The 17,872-nt window shown below is 67.8% G+C and carries 19 protein-coding genes and 1 pseudogene; 5 read left to right on the top strand and 15 right to left on the bottom strand.

What is annotated here, in order from left to right; all coding sequences use genetic code 11:
- Nucleotides 1-4: 4 nt before the first annotated feature.
- Genes BLS50_RS16990 through BLS50_RS16945 form a run of 10 tightly spaced genes read right to left on the bottom strand, consistent with a single transcriptional unit; the run spans nt 5 to nt 8,149 of the window.
- Nucleotides 5-832 carry an aspartate dehydrogenase gene (locus BLS50_RS16990; protein WP_011547429.1) on the bottom strand — a complete coding sequence of 276 codons (828 nt, stop codon included), beginning with the start codon at nt 830-832 and terminating at the stop codon, nt 5-7.
- The gene (locus BLS50_RS16985) at nt 825-2,492 is read right to left on the bottom strand and encodes a thiamine pyrophosphate-binding protein (protein ID WP_069231322.1); all 1,668 of its coding nucleotides are present in this window, start codon (nt 2,490-2,492) and stop codon (nt 825-827) included. Before BLS50_RS16985 ends, BLS50_RS16990 begins: the two co-directional genes overlap by 8 nt.
- The gene (locus BLS50_RS16980) at nt 2,485-3,282 is read right to left on the bottom strand and encodes an SDR family oxidoreductase (protein WP_074802838.1); all 798 of its coding nucleotides are present in this window, start codon (nt 3,280-3,282) and stop codon (nt 2,485-2,487) included. The genes BLS50_RS16985 and BLS50_RS16980 overlap by 8 nt, the downstream gene beginning before the upstream one ends.
- Complete coding sequence (locus tag BLS50_RS16975) at nt 3,279-4,136, bottom strand: IclR family transcriptional regulator (protein ID WP_011547426.1); 858 nt, start codon at nt 4,134-4,136, stop codon at nt 3,279-3,281. Before BLS50_RS16975 ends, BLS50_RS16980 begins: the two co-directional genes overlap by 4 nt.
- Entirely contained in the window at nt 4,133-5,044 is a 912-nt protein-coding gene (locus BLS50_RS16970; RefSeq protein WP_074802837.1) for an alpha/beta fold hydrolase, read from the bottom strand. The genes BLS50_RS16975 and BLS50_RS16970 overlap by 4 nt, the downstream gene beginning before the upstream one ends.
- Before the next feature lie 18 nt (nt 5,045-5,062).
- On the bottom strand, nt 5,063-5,590 hold the full coding sequence (locus tag BLS50_RS16965; protein ID WP_006489904.1) for a cupin domain-containing protein: 528 nt from the start codon (nt 5,588-5,590) through the stop codon (nt 5,063-5,065).
- Between the two features lie 34 nt (nt 5,591-5,624).
- Nucleotides 5,625-6,395 carry an SDR family oxidoreductase gene (locus BLS50_RS16960; protein ID WP_074802836.1) on the bottom strand — a complete coding sequence of 257 codons (771 nt, stop codon included), beginning with the start codon at nt 6,393-6,395 and terminating at the stop codon, nt 5,625-5,627.
- Nucleotides 6,388-7,458, bottom strand: a complete 1,071-nt coding sequence (locus BLS50_RS16955) for an aromatic ring-hydroxylating dioxygenase subunit alpha (protein WP_074802835.1) — start codon at nt 7,456-7,458, stop codon at nt 6,388-6,390. The genes BLS50_RS16960 and BLS50_RS16955 overlap by 8 nt, the downstream gene beginning before the upstream one ends.
- 60 nt (nt 7,459-7,518) lie before the next feature.
- On the bottom strand, nt 7,519-7,830 hold the full coding sequence (locus tag BLS50_RS16950) for a recombinase-like helix-turn-helix domain-containing protein (RefSeq protein WP_006478722.1): 312 nt from the start codon (nt 7,828-7,830) through the stop codon (nt 7,519-7,521).
- 1 nt (nt 7,831) lies between these two features.
- Nucleotides 7,832-8,149: a non-heme iron oxygenase ferredoxin subunit gene (locus tag BLS50_RS16945; protein ID WP_006478721.1), complete on the bottom strand. Its 318-nt coding sequence runs from the start codon at nt 8,147-8,149 to the stop codon at nt 7,832-7,834.
- A gap of 444 nt (nt 8,150-8,593) precedes the next feature.
- Between BLS50_RS16945 and BLS50_RS16940 the strand changes: the two genes are divergently transcribed.
- Complete coding sequence (locus tag BLS50_RS16940; RefSeq protein ID WP_027805911.1) at nt 8,594-9,673, top strand: porin; 1,080 nt, start codon at nt 8,594-8,596, stop codon at nt 9,671-9,673.
- Between the two features lie 107 nt (nt 9,674-9,780).
- On the opposite strand, the gene BLS50_RS16935 is transcribed toward BLS50_RS16940, so the two are convergent.
- The 5 genes from BLS50_RS16935 to BLS50_RS16915 form a co-directional block, all read right to left on the bottom strand.
- Complete coding sequence (locus BLS50_RS16935; protein WP_074802834.1) at nt 9,781-10,677, bottom strand: IclR family transcriptional regulator; 897 nt, start codon at nt 10,675-10,677, stop codon at nt 9,781-9,783.
- A 289-nt stretch (nt 10,678-10,966) separates the two neighbouring features.
- Nucleotides 10,967-11,446 (bottom strand): type 6 secretion system effector deamidase TecA, encoded by a 480-nt coding sequence (gene tecA, locus BLS50_RS16930; RefSeq protein ID WP_011547418.1) that lies wholly within the window; start codon nt 11,444-11,446, stop codon nt 10,967-10,969.
- A gap of 323 nt (nt 11,447-11,769) precedes the next feature.
- A complete protein-coding gene (locus tag BLS50_RS16925) occupies nt 11,770-11,976 on the bottom strand; it encodes a hypothetical protein (protein WP_006478718.1) in 207 nt (68 codons plus the stop codon).
- A 305-nt stretch (nt 11,977-12,281) separates the two neighbouring features.
- Entirely contained in the window at nt 12,282-12,881 is a 600-nt protein-coding gene (locus tag BLS50_RS16920) for an alpha-ketoglutarate-dependent dioxygenase AlkB family protein (RefSeq protein ID WP_175680734.1), read from the bottom strand.
- Nucleotides 12,882-13,052: 171 nt separating this feature from the next.
- On the bottom strand, nt 13,053-14,198 hold the full coding sequence (locus tag BLS50_RS16915; protein WP_074806448.1) for a metallophosphoesterase: 1,146 nt from the start codon (nt 14,196-14,198) through the stop codon (nt 13,053-13,055).
- Nucleotides 14,199-14,386: 188 nt separating this feature from the next.
- Here BLS50_RS16915 and BLS50_RS16910 point away from each other — a divergent pair, with 188 nt between their 5' ends.
- The 4 genes and pseudogenes from BLS50_RS16910 to BLS50_RS16895 all read left to right on the top strand — a co-directional run.
- Nucleotides 14,387-15,289: a LysR substrate-binding domain-containing protein gene (locus tag BLS50_RS16910; RefSeq protein WP_074802832.1), complete on the top strand. Its 903-nt coding sequence runs from the start codon at nt 14,387-14,389 to the stop codon at nt 15,287-15,289.
- Between the two features lie 371 nt (nt 15,290-15,660).
- Nucleotides 15,661-15,954 (top strand): hypothetical protein, encoded by a 294-nt coding sequence (locus tag BLS50_RS16905; protein WP_011547413.1) that lies wholly within the window; start codon nt 15,661-15,663, stop codon nt 15,952-15,954.
- Nucleotides 15,951-17,000 carry a multidrug transporter subunit MdtN gene (mdtN, locus tag BLS50_RS16900; RefSeq protein WP_074802831.1) on the top strand — a complete coding sequence of 350 codons (1,050 nt, stop codon included), beginning with the start codon at nt 15,951-15,953 and terminating at the stop codon, nt 16,998-17,000. Before BLS50_RS16905 ends, mdtN begins: the two co-directional genes overlap by 4 nt.
- Nucleotides 16,981-17,872 (top strand): annotated as a pseudogene (locus BLS50_RS16895) (FUSC family protein); the annotation flags it as partial. The gene mdtN and the pseudogene BLS50_RS16895, both read left to right, overlap by 20 nt.

The following is a 17,872-nucleotide window of genomic DNA, read 5'->3' as shown; positions in this document are numbered from 1 at the left end:
CCGGTCAGATCACGCAGCAGGCCGCGCGGTTGCGCAGCGCGCGAATCGCGCTGTACGCCGTCAGCGCGGACGTCTTCGGGTTGTCGGGCAACGGCTTGCCGCTCATTTCCAGCGACATCTCGCCGAATGCGCCGCGCGCGGTGATGCGGTGCACGTTGCGCTCGACGGCCGGATCGGCGATCAGCCGCACGTGCGTCGCGTCGAGGCCGAGACCCGCGAGCGCCACCGTCGCCGCGACGTTCGCGTTCTTCGGATACAGCCGCGCGGCATCGCGCGCGCTGCCTTCGAAGATCACCTTTTCCTCGGTCATCGCGCGCAGGTCGCACAATTCCTCGGCCGGCGTGCCGAGCCAGCCGAGCGGCGGCTTGCGGCCGACGTACCGCACTTCGTCGAGGCCGCCCTCCTTCGCGGACGCCAGCGCGTCGATGCCGCCGATCGCGCCGGACAGCAGCGTCACCGTCGTGCCGCCTTCGTCGGCGGCCCGCGACAGCACGTCGAGCAGCGCGAGATCGGACAGCGCGCCGATCGACGCGACCGCGCAGTCGGTACCGGCCTTCAGCAGCGGCACGACGTGATCGACGAGCGCGCCGTGGCCCGCGCATTCGAGCGCGAACTCCGGGCGGCGAGCCAGCGCGTCGACCGACGACACGACCTCCACCGCGCCGCCGAGCTCGCGCTGCACCGCCGCGCGCTGGTGTTCCGGCACGATCACGTGCGCGACGCGCAACGACGCATCGTGCTCGACCGCGCGGTACACGGCTGCGCCGATCGCGCCGAAGCCGATCATCGCGACGTCGACGGGGGCGCGCGCCCGCTTTTGCCCGTTATGCATACTGGCGCTCCGTCGGCGCTTCCTTCTTCACCGGCGGCCCCGCGAAGTTCGACGCGAACGAGCCGACCGACAGCATGTCGACCTCGACCATCACCGGCCCTTCCTTCGCGATCCCTTCGCGCACGATCGCTTCGGCCTGGTCGAGCGACGTGATCCGGTAGTGCGTGAGGCCGAAGCTCGCGCAGAACTGCGCGAAATCGGGCTGGTGCAATTGCACGAAGCAGCGGCGGCCGCCGTAATGCGCGTCCTGGATGTTGCGGATCACGCCGTAGCACTGGTCGTTCATCAGCACGATCATCACGTTCGCGTTTTCCTGCACGGCCGTGACGAGCTCGCCGACGTTGACCATCAGGCCGCCGTCGCCGACCAGGCAGACCGTCTTCGCCGCCGCGCCCGCGAGCGCCGCGCCGATGCCCATCTGGATGCCCTGGCCGATGCCGCCGCCGAGCGCATGCACGCCCGAGCGCGGCTCGAAGATCTTCAGCAGACGGTTGCCCCATGTGCTGTTCGAGATCGTCACGTCGCGCACCCAGTTGTAGTCGCGACCCACAGCGCCCTGCAGCGTGTCGACGAGCTTCTTGTACGGCCCGAGGCCCTTCGCCACGTCGGCCACGGCCTCCTCGCGGGCTGCCGCCAGATCGGCCGCGAATTGCGGATCGACCGACAGGCGGCCTTCGAGGCGGTCGGCCAGCTCGGCCAGCACGCGCTTCGAATCGCCATGCACGAACAGCTCGTTGCGATAGCCGCGATTGTCGGCAAGCGCATCGGCATCGACGCGGAACAGCGGTTGCGGCAGCGCGAGCTTGTACTTCAGCGTTTCGTTGCCGCGCAGCCGCGAGCCGACCACGACGAGCGCGTCGCAGGTCTTGTAGAACGCCTCGACGGACGCATGCACGTTGAATGCGCCGAGCGTCGCCGGATGATCTTCCGGCAGCACCCCGCGGCCCTGCACGCTCGTCACGACGCCGAAGCCGAGCTTCACAAGGCGTTCGACTTCCTCGCGTGCATGGCGCGCGCCGCCGCCGAGCCACAGCAGCGGGCGGCGCTTGGCCGCGAGCGCGTCGGCGAGCTTCGCGACGCGGGCGCTGTCGTGCTCGCGCACCGCGACGTGCGCCGGCGCGAGGTCTTCCGGCCATTCGATTTCGGCCGCCTGGATGTCGATCGGAATCTCGACGGACACGGGGCCCGTCGGCGCCGTCTGCGCGATGCGCACGGCTTCGCGGATCGTCGGCAGCACGGTTTCGACGGTGCGCACGCGGAACGCGGCCTTCGAGATCGAGTCGAGCATCGACAACTGGTCGGGCGCTTCGTGGATGTATGCAAGATCCCGGTCGAGATACGGCGTCTCGATCTGCCCGGTGACGTGCAGCAGCGCGGTACCGGCCGTCAGTGCCTCGACCATCGCGCCGGCCGCATTGCCGGCCGCCGTGCCCGTGCTCGTGAATGCGACGCCCAGGCCGCCCGACACGCGGGCCAGCCCGTCGGCCATGTTCAGCGCACCCGCTTCCCCGCGCGCACCGACATACCGGATGTTGCCGCGCGAGTTGATCGCGTCGAGGATCGGCATGTTGTGGATCGAGATGACACCGAATGCGGTCTTCACGCCGCACTGCTCGAGAAAGGCGGCAATCAGCTCGCCAACCGTGGTTTTTTCAGACATGGCGTGCAAAGCCTCCAGAAACGTCGATATGGCTGCCCGTCGTGTAGGACGACAGATGCGTTGCGAGATAAAAAAGTGCCCAGGCGGCCTCGTCAGGCTTGCCGAAGCGATTCAGCGGAATGTGCTTCTTGCGGGCGAGCGCGCCCGTCCAGTCTTCCCAGCTTTCGCCGGGCTGCGTCTGCGTGTCGTAGCGACGACGCCACTGCCCCGACTCGACGATGCCGATCAGGATCGAGTTCACGCGGATGCGCTGCGACGCGAGTTCGGTCGCGAGCGACTTCACGAGGCTCAGCACGCCCGCGCGCGCCGACGAGGTCGCGACCATGTGCGGCTCCGGCTGCAGCGCGAGCAACGAGTTCACGCAGGTGATCGTCGGCGCGGCCGCGTCGCGCAGCAGCGGCAGGAATGCGCGCGTCGGGCGGATGATGCTGAAGTACTTCAGTTCGAGTTCTTCGCGCCAGGCGTCGTCGGTCGTATCGGCAAAGGTCGACACGCGGCCCTGGCCGGCGTTGTTGACCAGCATGTCGGCGCGGCCGAAACGCGTGGACACCGCTTGCGCGAAGGCGGTCACGTCGGCTTCGTCGAGCACGTTGCAGCGCACGGCCAGCAGTTGTGCGCCTGCGTACTTGTCGCGCAGCATCGCTTCGGCGCGTGCGAGGCGTTCGTCGTCTCGGCCGCAGATGGCGACCGATGCGCCGGCCTGCAGGAACCGCTCGGCCGTCGCGAGGCCGATGCCGGACGAGCCGCCCGTCACCACCGCCACCTGCCCGGTCAGATCGATCTGGATCATCGGAGTCCTAAAGCTTTGAGAAACGTGTGCTCGTCATCCGAGCGGTAATTGAGCCGCCGCGACAATTCCGCCGCCGCGCGCTGCACCTTGTCGATCAGCCCGTCCGCGATCAGCGCCGCGTCGATCTCCGGACGCGGCACCGTCACCGTGATGCACGCGACGATCTTCTGCGTCTCGTTGCGCACCGGCGCCGTGACGACCGAGATCCCGCGCTCGAACGACGAATTGCTGACGCCGTAGCCGCGCAGCGCATCCTCGCGGATCACGTCGTACAGCGCGTCGACCGTTTCCGGCGTTGCGCTCGTCATCCGGTTCAGCGCGCCTTCCGGATACAGCGCGTGCAGTTCCTTCAGCGACAGGTCGCCCATCAGCACGTGGCCGTGCGTCGTCGCGTGCGCGGGCAGCCGGGTGCCGACGTTCACGCGGATCGAGCTGAACACCGGCGACTGGCTCTGCGCCTTCGCGACGAACACCACGTCGCGGCCGTCGCGAATCACGATGTGCGTCGTGAAGCCGGTCGCGTCGCGCAGGCTCTCGATCACCGGCAGGCCGAGATCGGTCAGCTCCAGCGAGCTCAAGTATTCGAAACCGAGCCGCAGCACGGCGATGCCGAGCTTGTAGTTGCGATCCTTGTCCGCGCGTTCGAGAAAACCGAGCGATTCGAGCGTCTGCAGCAGACGGAACACCGTCGTGCGCGGAATGCCGAGCCGTTTCGACAGTTCGGGCGCGCCGAGCACGGGCTCGCGCGGCGAGAATTCGGCGAGAATCCGCAGCCCGCGTTCGAGGCCCGGCACGACGTAGCTGGCTTCGGCCTTCGCGTTGTCGGATTCGTTTTGTTGCAGCGGTTCGCTCATGCCAGCCCCCGCTGTGGGTCGCACTGACGACAGAACGTGTCGATCAGCGCGGAATAAACGGCCGGCGCTTCCACGTAGCCGGCATGCCCCGCCTGCGGAATCACCTGCAGCCCGACGTGCGCGGCCGCGGCGATCCGCTCGCACGCGGCGGGCGGCGTGATCGCGTCGTTCGCGCCGACGGCCACGGCCGTGCGGCCGCGAAAGCCGGCGAGATCAGCCGCGAGATCGGCGCTCGCGAGCAGATGCGTGGCCTGCGCGTAACCGGCCGGCACGATGCGCGCCATGTTCCAGCGCACCCATGCCTTTGCCTCCTCGTTCGCGAAGCCGGACAGCATGTTGCCGCTGCGCTGCTCGGCAAGCCCGGCCGGGCCGAGTTCCGCGAGCATCGCGAGCCGCGCGTCGCGGCGCGATTCGCGGGTCTCGGCCGGTGCGCTGCCGTAGCCGCCCGCGGGCGAAATCAGCAGCAGGCCGGCGATCCGCGCGGGCATCATGCGGACGAGACCGCCCGCGATGATCGCGCCGAGCGAATGACCGACCAGCACGCAGCGTTCGATGCCGAGTGCCTCGAGCCACGCGTTCAGCGATGCCGCGTAATCGGCGGCGGCCGGCGACGCGCCGTGCACGGGCGTCGACACGCCGTAACCGGGCGCATCCCACGCAAGCACGCGCCGCGATGCGCCCAGCGTGTCGAGCTGGCGGACCCACGATGCGGCGCCCGAGCCGATGCCGTGCAGCAGCACGACGGGCAGCGCGCGGCCCGGATGCTGCGCGCCGGCCTTGCCTGCGCCCGCCTCACGGTAGCCGATCGTGCCCGCCGCGCCGGCCGCGCAACGCTGCTCGGGAAACTGCCCGAGCAGCGCGGCGAACGCCGCGGTGCGGTCGCGTTCACGTTTGTCGATGACACTCATTGCTTCATCCGCCCCGTCTCAGCGCTTGATCTTCGCGAGCGGCGAATCGGGCGGATACGTCGGCGTGATCGGCTTCGACGAACCGAGCATCACGCACATCAGCGCATCTTCCTCGCCGATGTTGATTTCCGTGCGATACACGCCCGGCGGCACCGAGATCAGGTCGCGCTCGCCGAGGATCGCTTCCCAGGTCTCGCCGTCGCGCTCGCAGATCACCTTCATCTTGCCGCGCAGCACGAAGAAGATTTCCTCGACGTCGATATGGATGTGGCTCGGGCCGATGTTGCCGGCCGGGATGACCATCGTCGAGAACGTGAAGTTGCCGGCCGGCACCGTGTTGACGTCCTTCGCGACGCCCGTGCCGCCCGTGCCGACATAGCGCATCTGCGCACGGCGGTACTTCGGGTCGTAATCGGCCTGGAACTTCAGCGCGTCCCAGTCGTAGCGCCGCGTCGCATAGCGCGCGACGCGCCCTTCCATCCAGTCGTTGAAGCTTGCGCCTTCCGGCTGGTCCCACGACTTGCGTTCGAGATCGGCGTCCGCCATCGTCCTCTCCTTCATTCCGAGTGAAAACTTCAAATCAGTTCATTACGAAGCCGCCGTTCACCGGCAGCAGCTGGCCCGTCACGAAGCGCGCGCCGTCCGACAGCAGGAACAGCACCGGGCCCGTCACGTCCTCAGGCAATTGCGTGCGCGTCAATGCGCGGCCCTGCAGGTAGAACGCATGGCGTTCGGCCGGTACGTACGCGGTCGCCTCGACTTCGGTCAGCCCCGGCGCGATCGCGTTGACCGTCACGCCGTGCGCACCGAACTCGCGTGCCTGCGCGTGCGTCATCGCGATCACCGCCCCCTTGCTGGCGACGTACGCGAGCAGCTTCGGCGCGCCCCACAACGCGGTGTCCGACGCGAGGTTCACGATCGCGCCGCGCCCCGACCGCGCGAGGTGCGGCAGCGCCGCATTGCTGACGAGCCACACGCCGCGTACGTTCACGTTCATCACGGCGTCCCACGTCGACACGTCGAGCTCCGTCGACAGCTTGCCGCCCGAATTCGTGATCGCCGCGTTGTTGATCAGCGCGTCGATACCGCCGAGCGCCGCCGCACCCTGCGCGACGAAGGCGTCGATGCTCGCCGGATCGGCGAGATCGAGTGCGAAGAAATGCGCGGTGTGACCGGCTTGCGTGAGCTGCGCGGCCAGCGCGCGGCCCTCTTCCGCGAGCACGTCGCCGAACGCGACCTGCGCGCCCGCTTCGACCAGCGCCTTCACGAACGCGGCGCCGAGGCCGCGCGCACCGCCCGTGACGAGCACGCGGCGGCCGGGCAGCGCGACGACCGGAGCGAACTCAGCCATTCGCGGGCTCCGCGGCGGCGTGCGCCGCACGATGCGCGTCGAGCGCGGACAGATGTTCCTGCGCACGCTGGCGCAGCATCCGGCGCACGCGCGTGATGCCGACGTCGTGCTGGTACAGGTATTCGTGATCGCGCGCATGCGGCGCGAGGCTTTCGAGGACGTAGCGGTCCTGCTCGAGCACGTCCCAGTGCAGCCCTTCGAGGCGGTTGCGGTACATGAAACGCCACACGTCGCGCTGCCAGCCGCCGACCTTGCGGGTACGCCAGAAATAGACCTGGCAGTGGTCGCCGTCGACCGGCGTCGCGAAGCCGATGATCCCGAAGTTGCCGCCCGGGCCGAACTTCTGCTTGTACGGAATCGCGAGACGCATCCACAGGCAGCCGGTTTCGCCAAGCTCGACCCAGTCGAAGTTCACGTCGCGCTGGCCGATCTTTTCGAACATCAGGCCCGTGTCCGTCTTGCGCACGCGCATGTCGGCCTGCTTGTCGCCTTCGGCCATCGAGTGCGACGTCGCGTGCAAATAGGCGCCGTGCATCGGGTCCATCACGTTGTCGATCGCGTACTGGTAATTGCACTTCCAGTTCGATACGCACAGGAAGTGCGCGTACTCGTCGGCGACCAGTTCTTCCGGCAGGTTCAGCGGCGCCGGCTCGCCGTGCGCTTCGTCGCCGAACCACAGGAAGATCGCGCCGGCCTTCTCTTCGACCGGATACGACTTCACGCACTTCATGCCTTCGAGCGGGCAGTTCGACACGGCCGGCACGCGGTTGACCGTACCGCCGCCGTCGACTTCGATGCCGTGATACCAGCACGCGATGTTGCCGCCGAGGTTCCAGCCGAGCGACAGGCGCGCGCCGCGGTGCGGGCAACGGTCTTCCAGCGCGTGGACTTTGCCGTCGTGATCGCGCCACAGCACGATCTGCTCGGACAGGCGCGTGAGGCCGACCGGCGCGTTCGACACCTGCCAGCTCGGCGCGACGGGATACCAGTAGTTCTTGATGCCGCGGTCGAGATAGTCACGGACCGGGTCGTGTTGGGCTTCGTGTTGGTCGGGGGACGTCATCAGTGTGCTCCGGATGCGGTTGTCGGGTCGGCGCTCAGGCGCGCGGCGCGGTCGGTGCGTTCATTCCGCCAGCGAGGCCATTTCGGCGCGGAAACGCTCGGGTGTCCAAACCGTGCCGTCCGGCGCGCGGAAGCCGATGCGGTTCAGGCCCGCGACGACATCGTCCAGCTCGGTCGCGCCGCTCTCGAACACGCGTTCGAGCGCATCGCCGAGGTCGTTCTCGTACTGGGTCGGTGCGGCCTTGCGGTTCTGCCAGATCTGGTTCTCGACCTGGCCGGGGATTTCGATCTGCCCCTTGCCCGCGACGTTGTTCGGCTGCGGCGCCACCCACGGCTTCAGGAAGGGATTGAAGTTGACGGTCGCTTCTTTCATGTCATTCCACCTTGATCTGGATTTCTTCACCGGCGAGGCGCACCGCGTACTGCTTCAGCGCGCGTCCGCCCGGACCCTTCAGGCATGCGCCCGTCTTGATGTCGAACACGGCCTCGTGCAGCGGACATTCGACCGTGCCTTCGTCGACGAACCCCTGCGTCAGCAGCGCGTACGCATGCGGGCATACGTTCTCGAGCGCATACACGTCGTCGCCGACGCGGTAGATCCCGATTTCCACGCCGTCGGTCCGCTTGAACTCGATCGGCGTGTCTTCCGACAGCGCGCCGGCATGACCGGCGCAAATCCATTGTTCAGACATCTCACACCCTTCCTTCTGATCGACTCTCGGTTGGTTCCGATTTGTTCCATATCCGGAACATCAGTTTATGGATGGTGATTATAGGAGCGACTTTCCGCGAGCAAAATAAAAAGCTGCATGTCCTAGGGAAAACACCGACACCTCGCTCGATCGCTCCCTTCCTCTACTCTATTGAATGTAATTTTTTGTTATGCGACGGGGATTTATCGGCTTTTTCAAGACATCACGCGGGATTGCCGGGCGCCTGCCCGGCGCTCATCCGTCCCGAAAAATTTATTTTTGATCGGGCGCGCACCGCCTCTATACTCCATTCCATTAAAGGCACGCTGTTCCTTATATGGAACATAAAAATGCCCGTTCGGCGATGAACATGCGCGACGGCCGGCCGTCCCCGCGCAGGCCGTCACAACACGTATTCATCAGGTTGGAGAGTCAGGAGATCAAATGGTCAAGCATGCGGTAGCAGCAGCAGTCATCGGGATGGGCGCCGCGTCGGGCGCGTGGGCGCAGAGCAGCGTGGTGCTGTACGGCAGCATGGATGCGGGCGTCGCATACGTGAATAACGTCGGCGGCCACGCGAAGTGGGCGATGATCCAGGGCAATACGCAGCCCGACCGGTGGGGCCTGAAGGGCAAGGAAGATCTCGGCGACGGACTGTCGGCGATCTTCCAGCTGGAAAACGGCTTCTATACGAACAACGGCCAGTTCGCGACGGCGAACACGATCTGGAACCGCGCGGCGTTCGTCGGCCTCAGCGCCGAGCGCTACGGCACGCTGACGCTCGGCCGCCAGACGCCGCTGTCGTTCGACTATCTCGATCCGCTCAGCACCGCGTATCTCGCGCTGAGCTGGTACGCGTTCCATCCCGGCAACATCGACGGGCTCGCCGCGACCGGCAACGTGCCGTACAACAATTCGATCAAGTACCGTTCGCCGACCTTCGCGGGTTTCTCCGCCGCGGCGACACTCGCGCTCGGCAACACGACGAACTTCTCGACCGGCAAATCGGTCGGCGTCGCGCTGAACTATGCGAACGGGCCGTTCAAGGCGTCGGCCGTCTACTCGAACGAGCACGACCGCTCGATCCTGATCAGCCAGACGGGCATCACGTCGTTCCAGGGGCAAAACACCGCGAACGGTTATCTCGCCAGCAAGGTCGAGAACATCGGCGCGGGCGCGTCGTACCAGATCGGCGACTTCCTCGTGCATGGCCTCTACACGCGCGTGAAGATGCAGTCGAACGGGTTTTCCGACACGTTCCAGAGCTACGACGCGGGCGTGAACTACCGCAGCAGCGCGTTCAACACGATCGCGGGCGGCGCGGCGACCACGACGCTGGCTGGCCGACGCTGGACGCAGGTCGAACTCGGCGACATCTACGCGTTGTCGAAGCGTACGCAGCTGTATGCGAACGTGCTTTATGAACACGGCTCGGGCGGCGCGAAGGCCGCGTTCTTCACGGCCGGCGTGTCGAGCACCGCGAACCAGGTGATCGTGCTGACCGGCATTCATCACTCGTTCTGAGCGAACTCGGGCACCGCGCCTGCGGTACCCGAAAACGACAAGAGCGGCCCGCGGGCCGCTCTCTTCGTTGCGATGCCGCGCACCGCGGCCGGCTCGATGCGCGAGCGTCAGAACATCGCGACCTTGTGGCGCGCATGCGCGAACGTCGGGTCGCTTTCGAGCGGACGATAGTTCAGCCGTTGCGACAGGTCGACCGCCGCGCCGCACACCGCTTCGACGAGCCGCTCCTTCTCGCCGGCCTCGCCGATCTCCGAGCGCGGCACCGTCGCGGTGATCGCCGCGACGATCGAGCCCGAATGATCGCGCACGGGCGCCGTCACCGCGGAAATGCCGCTCTCGAACGCCGCCTCGCTGACCGCATAGCCGAGCCGCGCGTAATGACGCACGCGCTCGTACAGCTCGTCGACGGTGCCGGGCGTGCGCTCGGTGAACTGTTCGAGTTTCTTCTCCGGATAGAGCTGTCGCAGCGCATCGCGCGTCAGGTCGCCCATCAGCACGTGGCCGTGCACGGTCGCATGCGCGGGCAGGCGCGTGCCGACGTGCACCTTCACCGAACCGAACATCGACGCATTGCTTTGCGCCTTCGCGACGAACACCACGTCGCGCTGGTCGCGGATCAGCAAGTGCGTCGACAGGCCGGTCGCATCGCGCAGCCGTTCGAGCACGGGCGTGCCGAGATCGGTCAGTTCGAGCGAATTCAGGTATTCGAAGCCGAGCCGCAACACGCCGACGCCGAGCCGGAAATAGCGGTCGCCGTTCACGCGTTCGAGAAAGCCGAGCGCCTCGAGCGTCTGCAGCAGGCGGAACGTGGTCGTGCGCGGAATGCCGATGCGCTTGGACAGCTCGGGTGCGCCGAGCACGGGCTCGCGCGCGGAGAATTCGGCGAGGATCCGCAGCCCGCGTTCGAGCCCCGGCACCAGATAGGACGAAGCGCCGCCGCCCGACGACTCGTCGTCGCCAGGCACCGCCGACTCGGGTGCATCGCTCATCGTTGTCTTGACCATGTGGACATGGACGGAAGGAAATCAGTCACGAAACAGGTCATGGATCGCCGTGGAGATTCAGTCATGCTACCTCAGTGCGCGCGTGGGCTCGCGCCCATGCGCGGCGCTGCGATGCGGCACGCGCATCCACGCACCATGACGCGTCATTCAAGGTCGAGAGGATAGCAGCGTTGGACGGCGCGACGCCATGCGGAAATCGCCGGACGGCGGAAAGGGGGCCGCGCGGCGCCGGCGGGCGGCACGCGGTCGGGCGACGATGGCCGAAGCGTGAGCGTCGACGCCAGGCAGCCTACAGACGCGACAGATAGACGCGAATGGTCGTGCGGTCGTACGCAAAGCCGCCGGCCGGGTCCGGCTGCAGCACGCGTGCCAGATCGACCGGATGCAGCCATCCGGCGCCCAGCAGGCCGCCGTTGATCCCGCGAATCCGCGTGCCGCCGACGGCGATCGCGGCGTGAAAGACATTGGTGCCCCGCGCGAAGCCGACCGCGGTGCCCGCCGGAATGCTCGCGCGCCCGTCCCACTGATTGCCGGTCTCGAAGTTGAAGCGCGTCTTCCACAGCTGGCCGATCGTGTCGAGCAGCGTACCGGGCGCGATCATCGCGTCGGCGCGCAGCAGATAGCGGACATAAGCAGCGGCGTCGTAGCAGACGCCGCCGGACACGTACTCGTCGATGTTCGCCATCCCGAACATCAGCGCCTGCGCGTGTTTTTGCCGTTCGGCGATGCCGGATTGGGCGACATGCCCGCCTAACTGGGTCAGTTGCACGGATAGCTCTCCTTTCAGGAATGCGGGACGTCATCGTCCCGCCGAGGCGATAACGTCATATCTTATTACGATATGGCTCGGCATTTTCCAGGCGTGCTTCCGCCAGACGGGTTCGCACTTGCTCGGGAGGTCGCAAATCCGCGCACAGGCTTGCGGCACGCGTGCCGGAGTCACCGCGATGCTCCAACATCGAACGGCAAGGACCGATTGGCGCGGCAAAACCGCCAGCGAACAACCAGAAATGAGAAACAGTCGGGAAAGCACCGTCCGGCAACGGACGGTACGGAGGAAGACGATCCTCGGGCGGAATCGCCGCGCCGGCGTCAGGCCGTCACGGCGTGGTCATATTCGGCGCGGGCAAGCTGGCCGGCGGCGTATGCCTCGGCTTCGCCGCGAAAGCCTTCGCGGCTGAACGCCACGACTTTCACGCCGACGCCGGTCGCCCGCTTCACCGTCAGCGCCCATTGCCATCCGCCGTCTTGCTCGAAGACGTGTAGCGAGGGTTCGAAGGAAGGGTCGAGTACGGTCACGCGTTGTGCTCCTGCCCCGTCGCGCGCTACGTCGGCAACGCATGGAGGCATGTCGAAAGGATCGCGCCGGCATGCCGACGCGTTTGTGCCATTCCTCAGTGTAGTCAATAATTGTTGCGACGCACCATCAGAGGTTTCACTCACCTATCGGAACCGGGCGGTCGATCGAATCTACCTGAAAGCCTTGCGGGACGGGCCTGAGCGCCCCGCCGGACAACGCTGCATTGAATTCGTGCGGCAACGTGCCGCACGCCCCATCGATTGCTTGCATCGGCCTTTCGTGAATCACCGAAACGGGGCGCGATCTATCCGGCCGCCATCGATACGCGTCGGAAGGTGAGGTTGACGCGTTCGCCCTGCACGCCCGGCGCCTTCGGCACGCGGTGCTGCCATTCGGCCTGCGTGCGCCCGCGCATCACGAGCAGGCTGCCATGCACGAGGCGGTACGCATGCGTGACGCCGGTCTCGCGATGGCGAAGATCGAACACGCGCATCGCGCCGAGACTCACCGACGCGATCACCGGCGCGTCGCCGAGTTCGGGTTCGTTGTCCGCGTGCCAGCCGAGGCTGTCCAGCCCGTTGCGGTAGCGATTGAGCAGCACGCTGTTGAAACCCACGCCGCACGTCGCCTCGACCGCGTGCTTCAGCCCGAGCACGGCCGGCGTCCAGGGTTCGGGCACGTTGCGGATGCCCGAGTACACGTACACGGCATCGGGCTCGCCCTGCCACGCGGTGAGCCGCGGCAACGGAATGCGTCCGCGCGGCGTGCGGATCGTGTCCTGTCGCCACGCGACCTCGTCGATCAGCGCGGCCAGCGCGTGGTCCGCGGCGGGTGGCGCAAGCCAGTCCGGGTACCAGTCCACGTCGGGCGCGGGCGTATCAGCGAAGAGATCGGGCGTCGACATGTCGGCAGGAACGGGCAAGGAACGGAGCAAACGGCGCATGTCTGCATACTAGCCAACGGCGCCGCGCACCGCCATGCGCTGTCATTCCCCGCTGAAAGAAAGCCGCCGAGAAATCTGCCGTGCACTGCAATACGCGTTTGTATTGCGTGACGGCGGCCTCCCTGCCACTCGTCAGCCGCGCGTCAGCCGGATCAGCGTGATCTCGGACGGCACGCCGAAGCGGTTCGGCGGCCCCCAGTAGCCGGTACCGCGGCTCGTATACAGCCACATGTCGCCGAAGCGGTTCAGCCCGCCGACCACCGGCTGCTGCAACCGCACGAACGGCGGCCACGGCAGGAACTGGCCGCCATGCGTGTGCCCCGACAACTGCACGGTAAAGCCCGCGCGGCTCGCCGCTTCCGCGCTGCGCGGCTGGTGCGCGAGCAGGATCTTCGTGCCGACGTCGCGCGGCGCACCGGCCAGCGCCTGCGCGGGGTCGCTGCGATGCGCGGGATCGAAGCCGCCCGCCGTGAAGTCGGTCACGCCCGCGAGCACCGCGCGTGCGCCGCCGCGCTCGATCAACACGTGCTCGTTCAGCAGCACCGTCAGCCCGATACGACGAAACTCGTCGATCCATGCATGCGCACCCGCGTAGTACTCGTGGTTGCCCGTCACGAGGAAGGTGCCGTGCCGCGAGCGCATCTGACCGAGCGGCGCGGTGTGTTCGCGCAGGCGCTTGACCGAACCGTCCACCACATCGCCCGTCACGACCACCAGGTCGGCGTCGAGCGCATTGACCGCGCGCACGATCCGTTCGATGTAGGGCCGCTTGATCGTCGGCCCGACGTGGATATCGGACAGTTGCACGATCGTCAGCCCGTCGAGTGCGGCCGGCAGCCCGGCGACCGGAATCGACACGCGCTTGACCGCCGCCGTACGGCGCGCGCCGACGAACCCGATCGCGGTCACGAGCACCGCGGCCGCCAGCACGCCGAGCGCCGTGTCGGGCGCGGCGCCGGGCCATGCGCCGTCATGGCCGAGATGCCGCCACACGAGCACGCCGAGCAGCACGAAGTCGCGCAGGAGCGTCAGCACCAGCAGCGACGAGAAGAAGCCCATCACGAGCGCGCCGGCCCAGCCGACCAGCGTCGCCGCCCAGCCTTCGTCGAAGCGGCGCGAGAACATGCCGACCGGAATCAAGACGACGAAACTCGCCAGCACGAGCGCCGCGATCGTACGCGCGAGCGGCGACGCGAACGCACCGGGAATGATCCGCATCCCGACGTACAGATGGAACAGCACGCCGATTGCAATGAACCGGACAAAGAAACTTCGCATGAAACGTTCACCTTCGTTGCACGACCGCATCCGCGGCACGCGGCGCACGGGCCGTGATGCCCAGGTGCCGCGCGTCGCGCCCTACGCACGATGGTACACAGATCCCGGCCGCGACGACGGGTCGCCGCCGACGGTGCAGCGCCGTGCGGCTTCGCGCGATAATCGGCCATCCTCCCGCCGCCACGTCCATGCGCTTCGATATCGTCGACCTCAAACTTTTCACGCACATCGCGGAAGCGAACAGCCTGACACGCGGCGCCGAACGCGCGCATCTGTCGGTGCCGGCCGCCAGCACCCGCATCAAGCACCTCGAGGAGCAGGTCGGCGTGAAGCTGCTGAGCCGCACGAGCCAGGGCGTCACGCTGACCGCGCCGGGCGACACGCTGCTCGCGCATGCACGCCGCGTGCTGCGCCAGCTCGAACAACTGACCGGCGACCTGCAGGAATATGCGTCGGGCGTGAAAGGCCACGTGCGCGTGTTCGCGAACACCACGGCGATGAGCGAGTTCCTGCCGGGCGTACTGCGTCACTATCTCGTCAACCATCCGGACGTGACGATCGACATGCAGGAGCGGCTGAGCCCCGACATCGTGCGCGCGGTGCAGGACGGCATGATCGACATCGGCATCGTCGCCGGCGACGTGTGCACCGACGGGCTGCAGGCGATGCCGTACCGGCGCGATCGTCTCGTGCTCGCGACCGCGCTCGGGCACCCGCTCGCCAGCCTGGCATCGACGCCGTTCGTCGCGACGCTCGACCACGACTTCATCGGCCTGCCCGAGGCGAGCGCGATCCATACCTTCCTGAAGCGCGCGGCCGCCGACGTGCAGCGCACGCTGCGCTGGCGCATCCAGGTCAGCAACTTCGAAACCGCATGCCGGATGATCGAGGCGAACGTCGGCGTCGGCGTGCTGCCCGAAGGCACCGCGCGCCGCCATGCGAGAACGATGGCGCTGCGCCTCGTCGCGCTCGAGGACGACTGGGCCGAACGCCGGTTGCAGATCTGCGTCGCCGATCTCGATGCGTTGCCGCGCTTCGCACGCGATCTCGTCGACCTGCTCGTCGAGGATGCACGCGGTCGACCGGACTGACCGGATTCGCATGCGCTCGAGCGGCAATCGGCGGTTTGCGCGCCGATTCCGCTGCGTCGGCATGGCAAATTCCACTGCGCGCGTTTCGTCTGACGATCCTTTACAGTCCGTTAGCAACCCTACGCGAGCGGGTGCTGGCAGAATCGCGGCGGCCCGATCGTCGCTGCCGACACGCACGGCCGGACCGTCCAGCATGAGCGACGACGCGGCCCCGGCCGGCCACGACCCGTGCCGTAATCGTATGCCGGATCGCTGGCGATCCGCATCGCGCTGATTTATGATCGGCTCCGTATCCTGGAATCGTCGTCGCGGCGACGATTCGCATTGCGCCGCGCCCGGCATCCACCCCCAAACGTCGAGCTCGTCACACCATGAGAAAAACAACGCCGCGCGCGCCGCTGCGCGTCGCCGCCGTGCTGGCGCCCGCCCTGCCGCTCGCGGGCTGCGCATCGCGCGGCGCACCGTCCTACGTGCTGTTCGGCGCGTACTTCCCGCTGTGGCTCGTCAGCGCGATCGTCGGCGTCGTCGGCGCGATCGTCGCGCATCGCGTGTTTGTCGCGACCGGCTGGGCCGCGACGGTGCCCTACCAGCTCGCCGTCTGCACCGCGATCGGGCTCGTGGTCGCCGTGATCGTGTGGCTCACCGGCACGGGGCCGTTCGCATGAAGGCCGCCGGCATCACCCGCCCCTCCGTCAAAGGCCGCGTGATCGCGCTCGCGATCGTCGCGCTCGGCATCGCGGCGCTCGCGTACGCGTACCACCGCACGACCGCCTACCCGTCCACCGACGACGCGTCGATCGACGCGGACGTCGTGCACGTCGCGTCGCCGGTCGGCGGTCGCATCGTGCAGCTCGCCGTGCATGAAAACCAGCGCGTCGCGAAAGGCGACCTGCTGTACGTGATCGATCCCGTGCCGTACCGGCTGACCGTCGCGCAGGCGCAGGCCGACCTCGAACTCGCGCGCGCGTCGCTCGATACGCGCCGCCGTTCGCTGATCGGCGAGCGCTCGAATGCGTCCGTCGCCGCCGAGCAGGTCAAGCGCGCGACGCAGAACTACGATCTCGCGACGCGCGACGTGAACCGGCTCGCGCCGCTCGCCGCGCAGGGCTACGTCAGCGCACAGCAGTTCGACCAGGCGAAGGTGCGCCAGCGCGACGCGTCCGTGTCGCTCGCGCAGGCACAGGAGCAGCAGCGCGCGTCCGCGCAAACGATCGGCGACGACGCCGACGCGATCGCGACGCTGCATGCGCGCGAAGCCGCGCTGGCCCGCGCGCAGCATGCGCTCGACGATACGGTCGTGCGCGCGCCGCACGACGGGCTCGTGACCGGCCTCAGCGTGCTGCCCGGCGAAACCCTCGCGCCGAACCAGTCGATCTTCACGCTGATCGACGCGAGCGAATGGTTCGCGGTCGGCAATTTCCGCGAAACGTCGCTCAATCGCATCGCGGTCGGCGACTGCGCGACCGTCTACTCGATGATCGACCGCAGCCGCCCGCTGACGGGCAAGGTCGTCGGCATCGGCGCCGGCATCGCGGACAGCGCGCGCATCAACCTGCCGCGCTCGCTGCCGATCGTGCAGAACTCGGTGAACTGGGTGCACGTCGCGCAGCGCTTCCCCGTGCGCGTGAAGCTCGACGAACCCGACGGCAAGCTCGTGCGTGTCGGCGCGAGCGCGATCGTCGAGGTCCGGCATGGCTCAGCCTGCCGCTGAGGTTCGCGCGCCGGGCCCGCGCGAAGTCCTGCGGCTGCTCGCGCCGTTTCCGGGGCGCGCGGCGATCGCCGTGCGCGTCGCGCTGATCTGCGCGCTGACCGCGTTCGTGACGGCCGCGTACGGCACGCCCGAAGCCGCATTGTCCGCGTACGTCGTGTTCTTCATGATCCGCGCGGACCGCGTGACGAGCGTCGTGCTCGCGGCCGCGCTGCTGCTGATCGTCACGATCGTGATCGGGCTCGTGCTCGGCATCGCGATCTTCAGCATCGACTATTCGATCCTGCGGGTCGCGTGCATGGCCGTGCTGTCGGTCGCCCTCCTGTATCTGACTTCCGCGAGCAAGCTGCGCCCGGTGGGCGCGATCCTCGCGATGATCGTCGGCTTCGGGCTCGACCAGCTCGGCCTCGCGCCGTTCGGCGAAGCCGCCACCCGCGCGCTGCTGTACATCTGGTTGACGATCGCGATCCCCGTCGGCGTGGCGATCGTCGTCAACCTGCTGATCGCGCCGTCGCCGCGCAAGCTGGCGCACGCGCAGCTCGCGAAGCGGCTGCGGCTCGCCGCACGGCGCCTGCGCGGCGACGACGACGCACGTGCCGCGTTCGACGCGAGCCTGCGCGAAGGCGACAAGCAGTTGCTCACGTGGCTCAAGCTGTCGAAGCTCGAAGGCTCGTCGAGCGCCGCCGACTTCGCGGCGCTGCGGCAGGCCATCGCGTCGAGCACCGCGCTGATGGTCGGCGTCGCGCTGGCCGATCGCGAGCCGGACGCGCGGCTGCCCGATGCGTTCGCCACGCCGATCGCCGCGACGCTCGACGACATGGCCGCCATTCTCGAACGCGGCGGCTACCCGGTCGACGTGACGCTCGCGCTGCCGC

It is taken from the genome of Burkholderia orbicola (assembly GCF_900100915.1).
GTDB classification, from domain to species: Bacteria; Pseudomonadota; Gammaproteobacteria; order Burkholderiales; family Burkholderiaceae; genus Burkholderia; species Burkholderia orbicola.
This window is presented reverse-complemented; position numbering and strand designations above follow the sequence as displayed.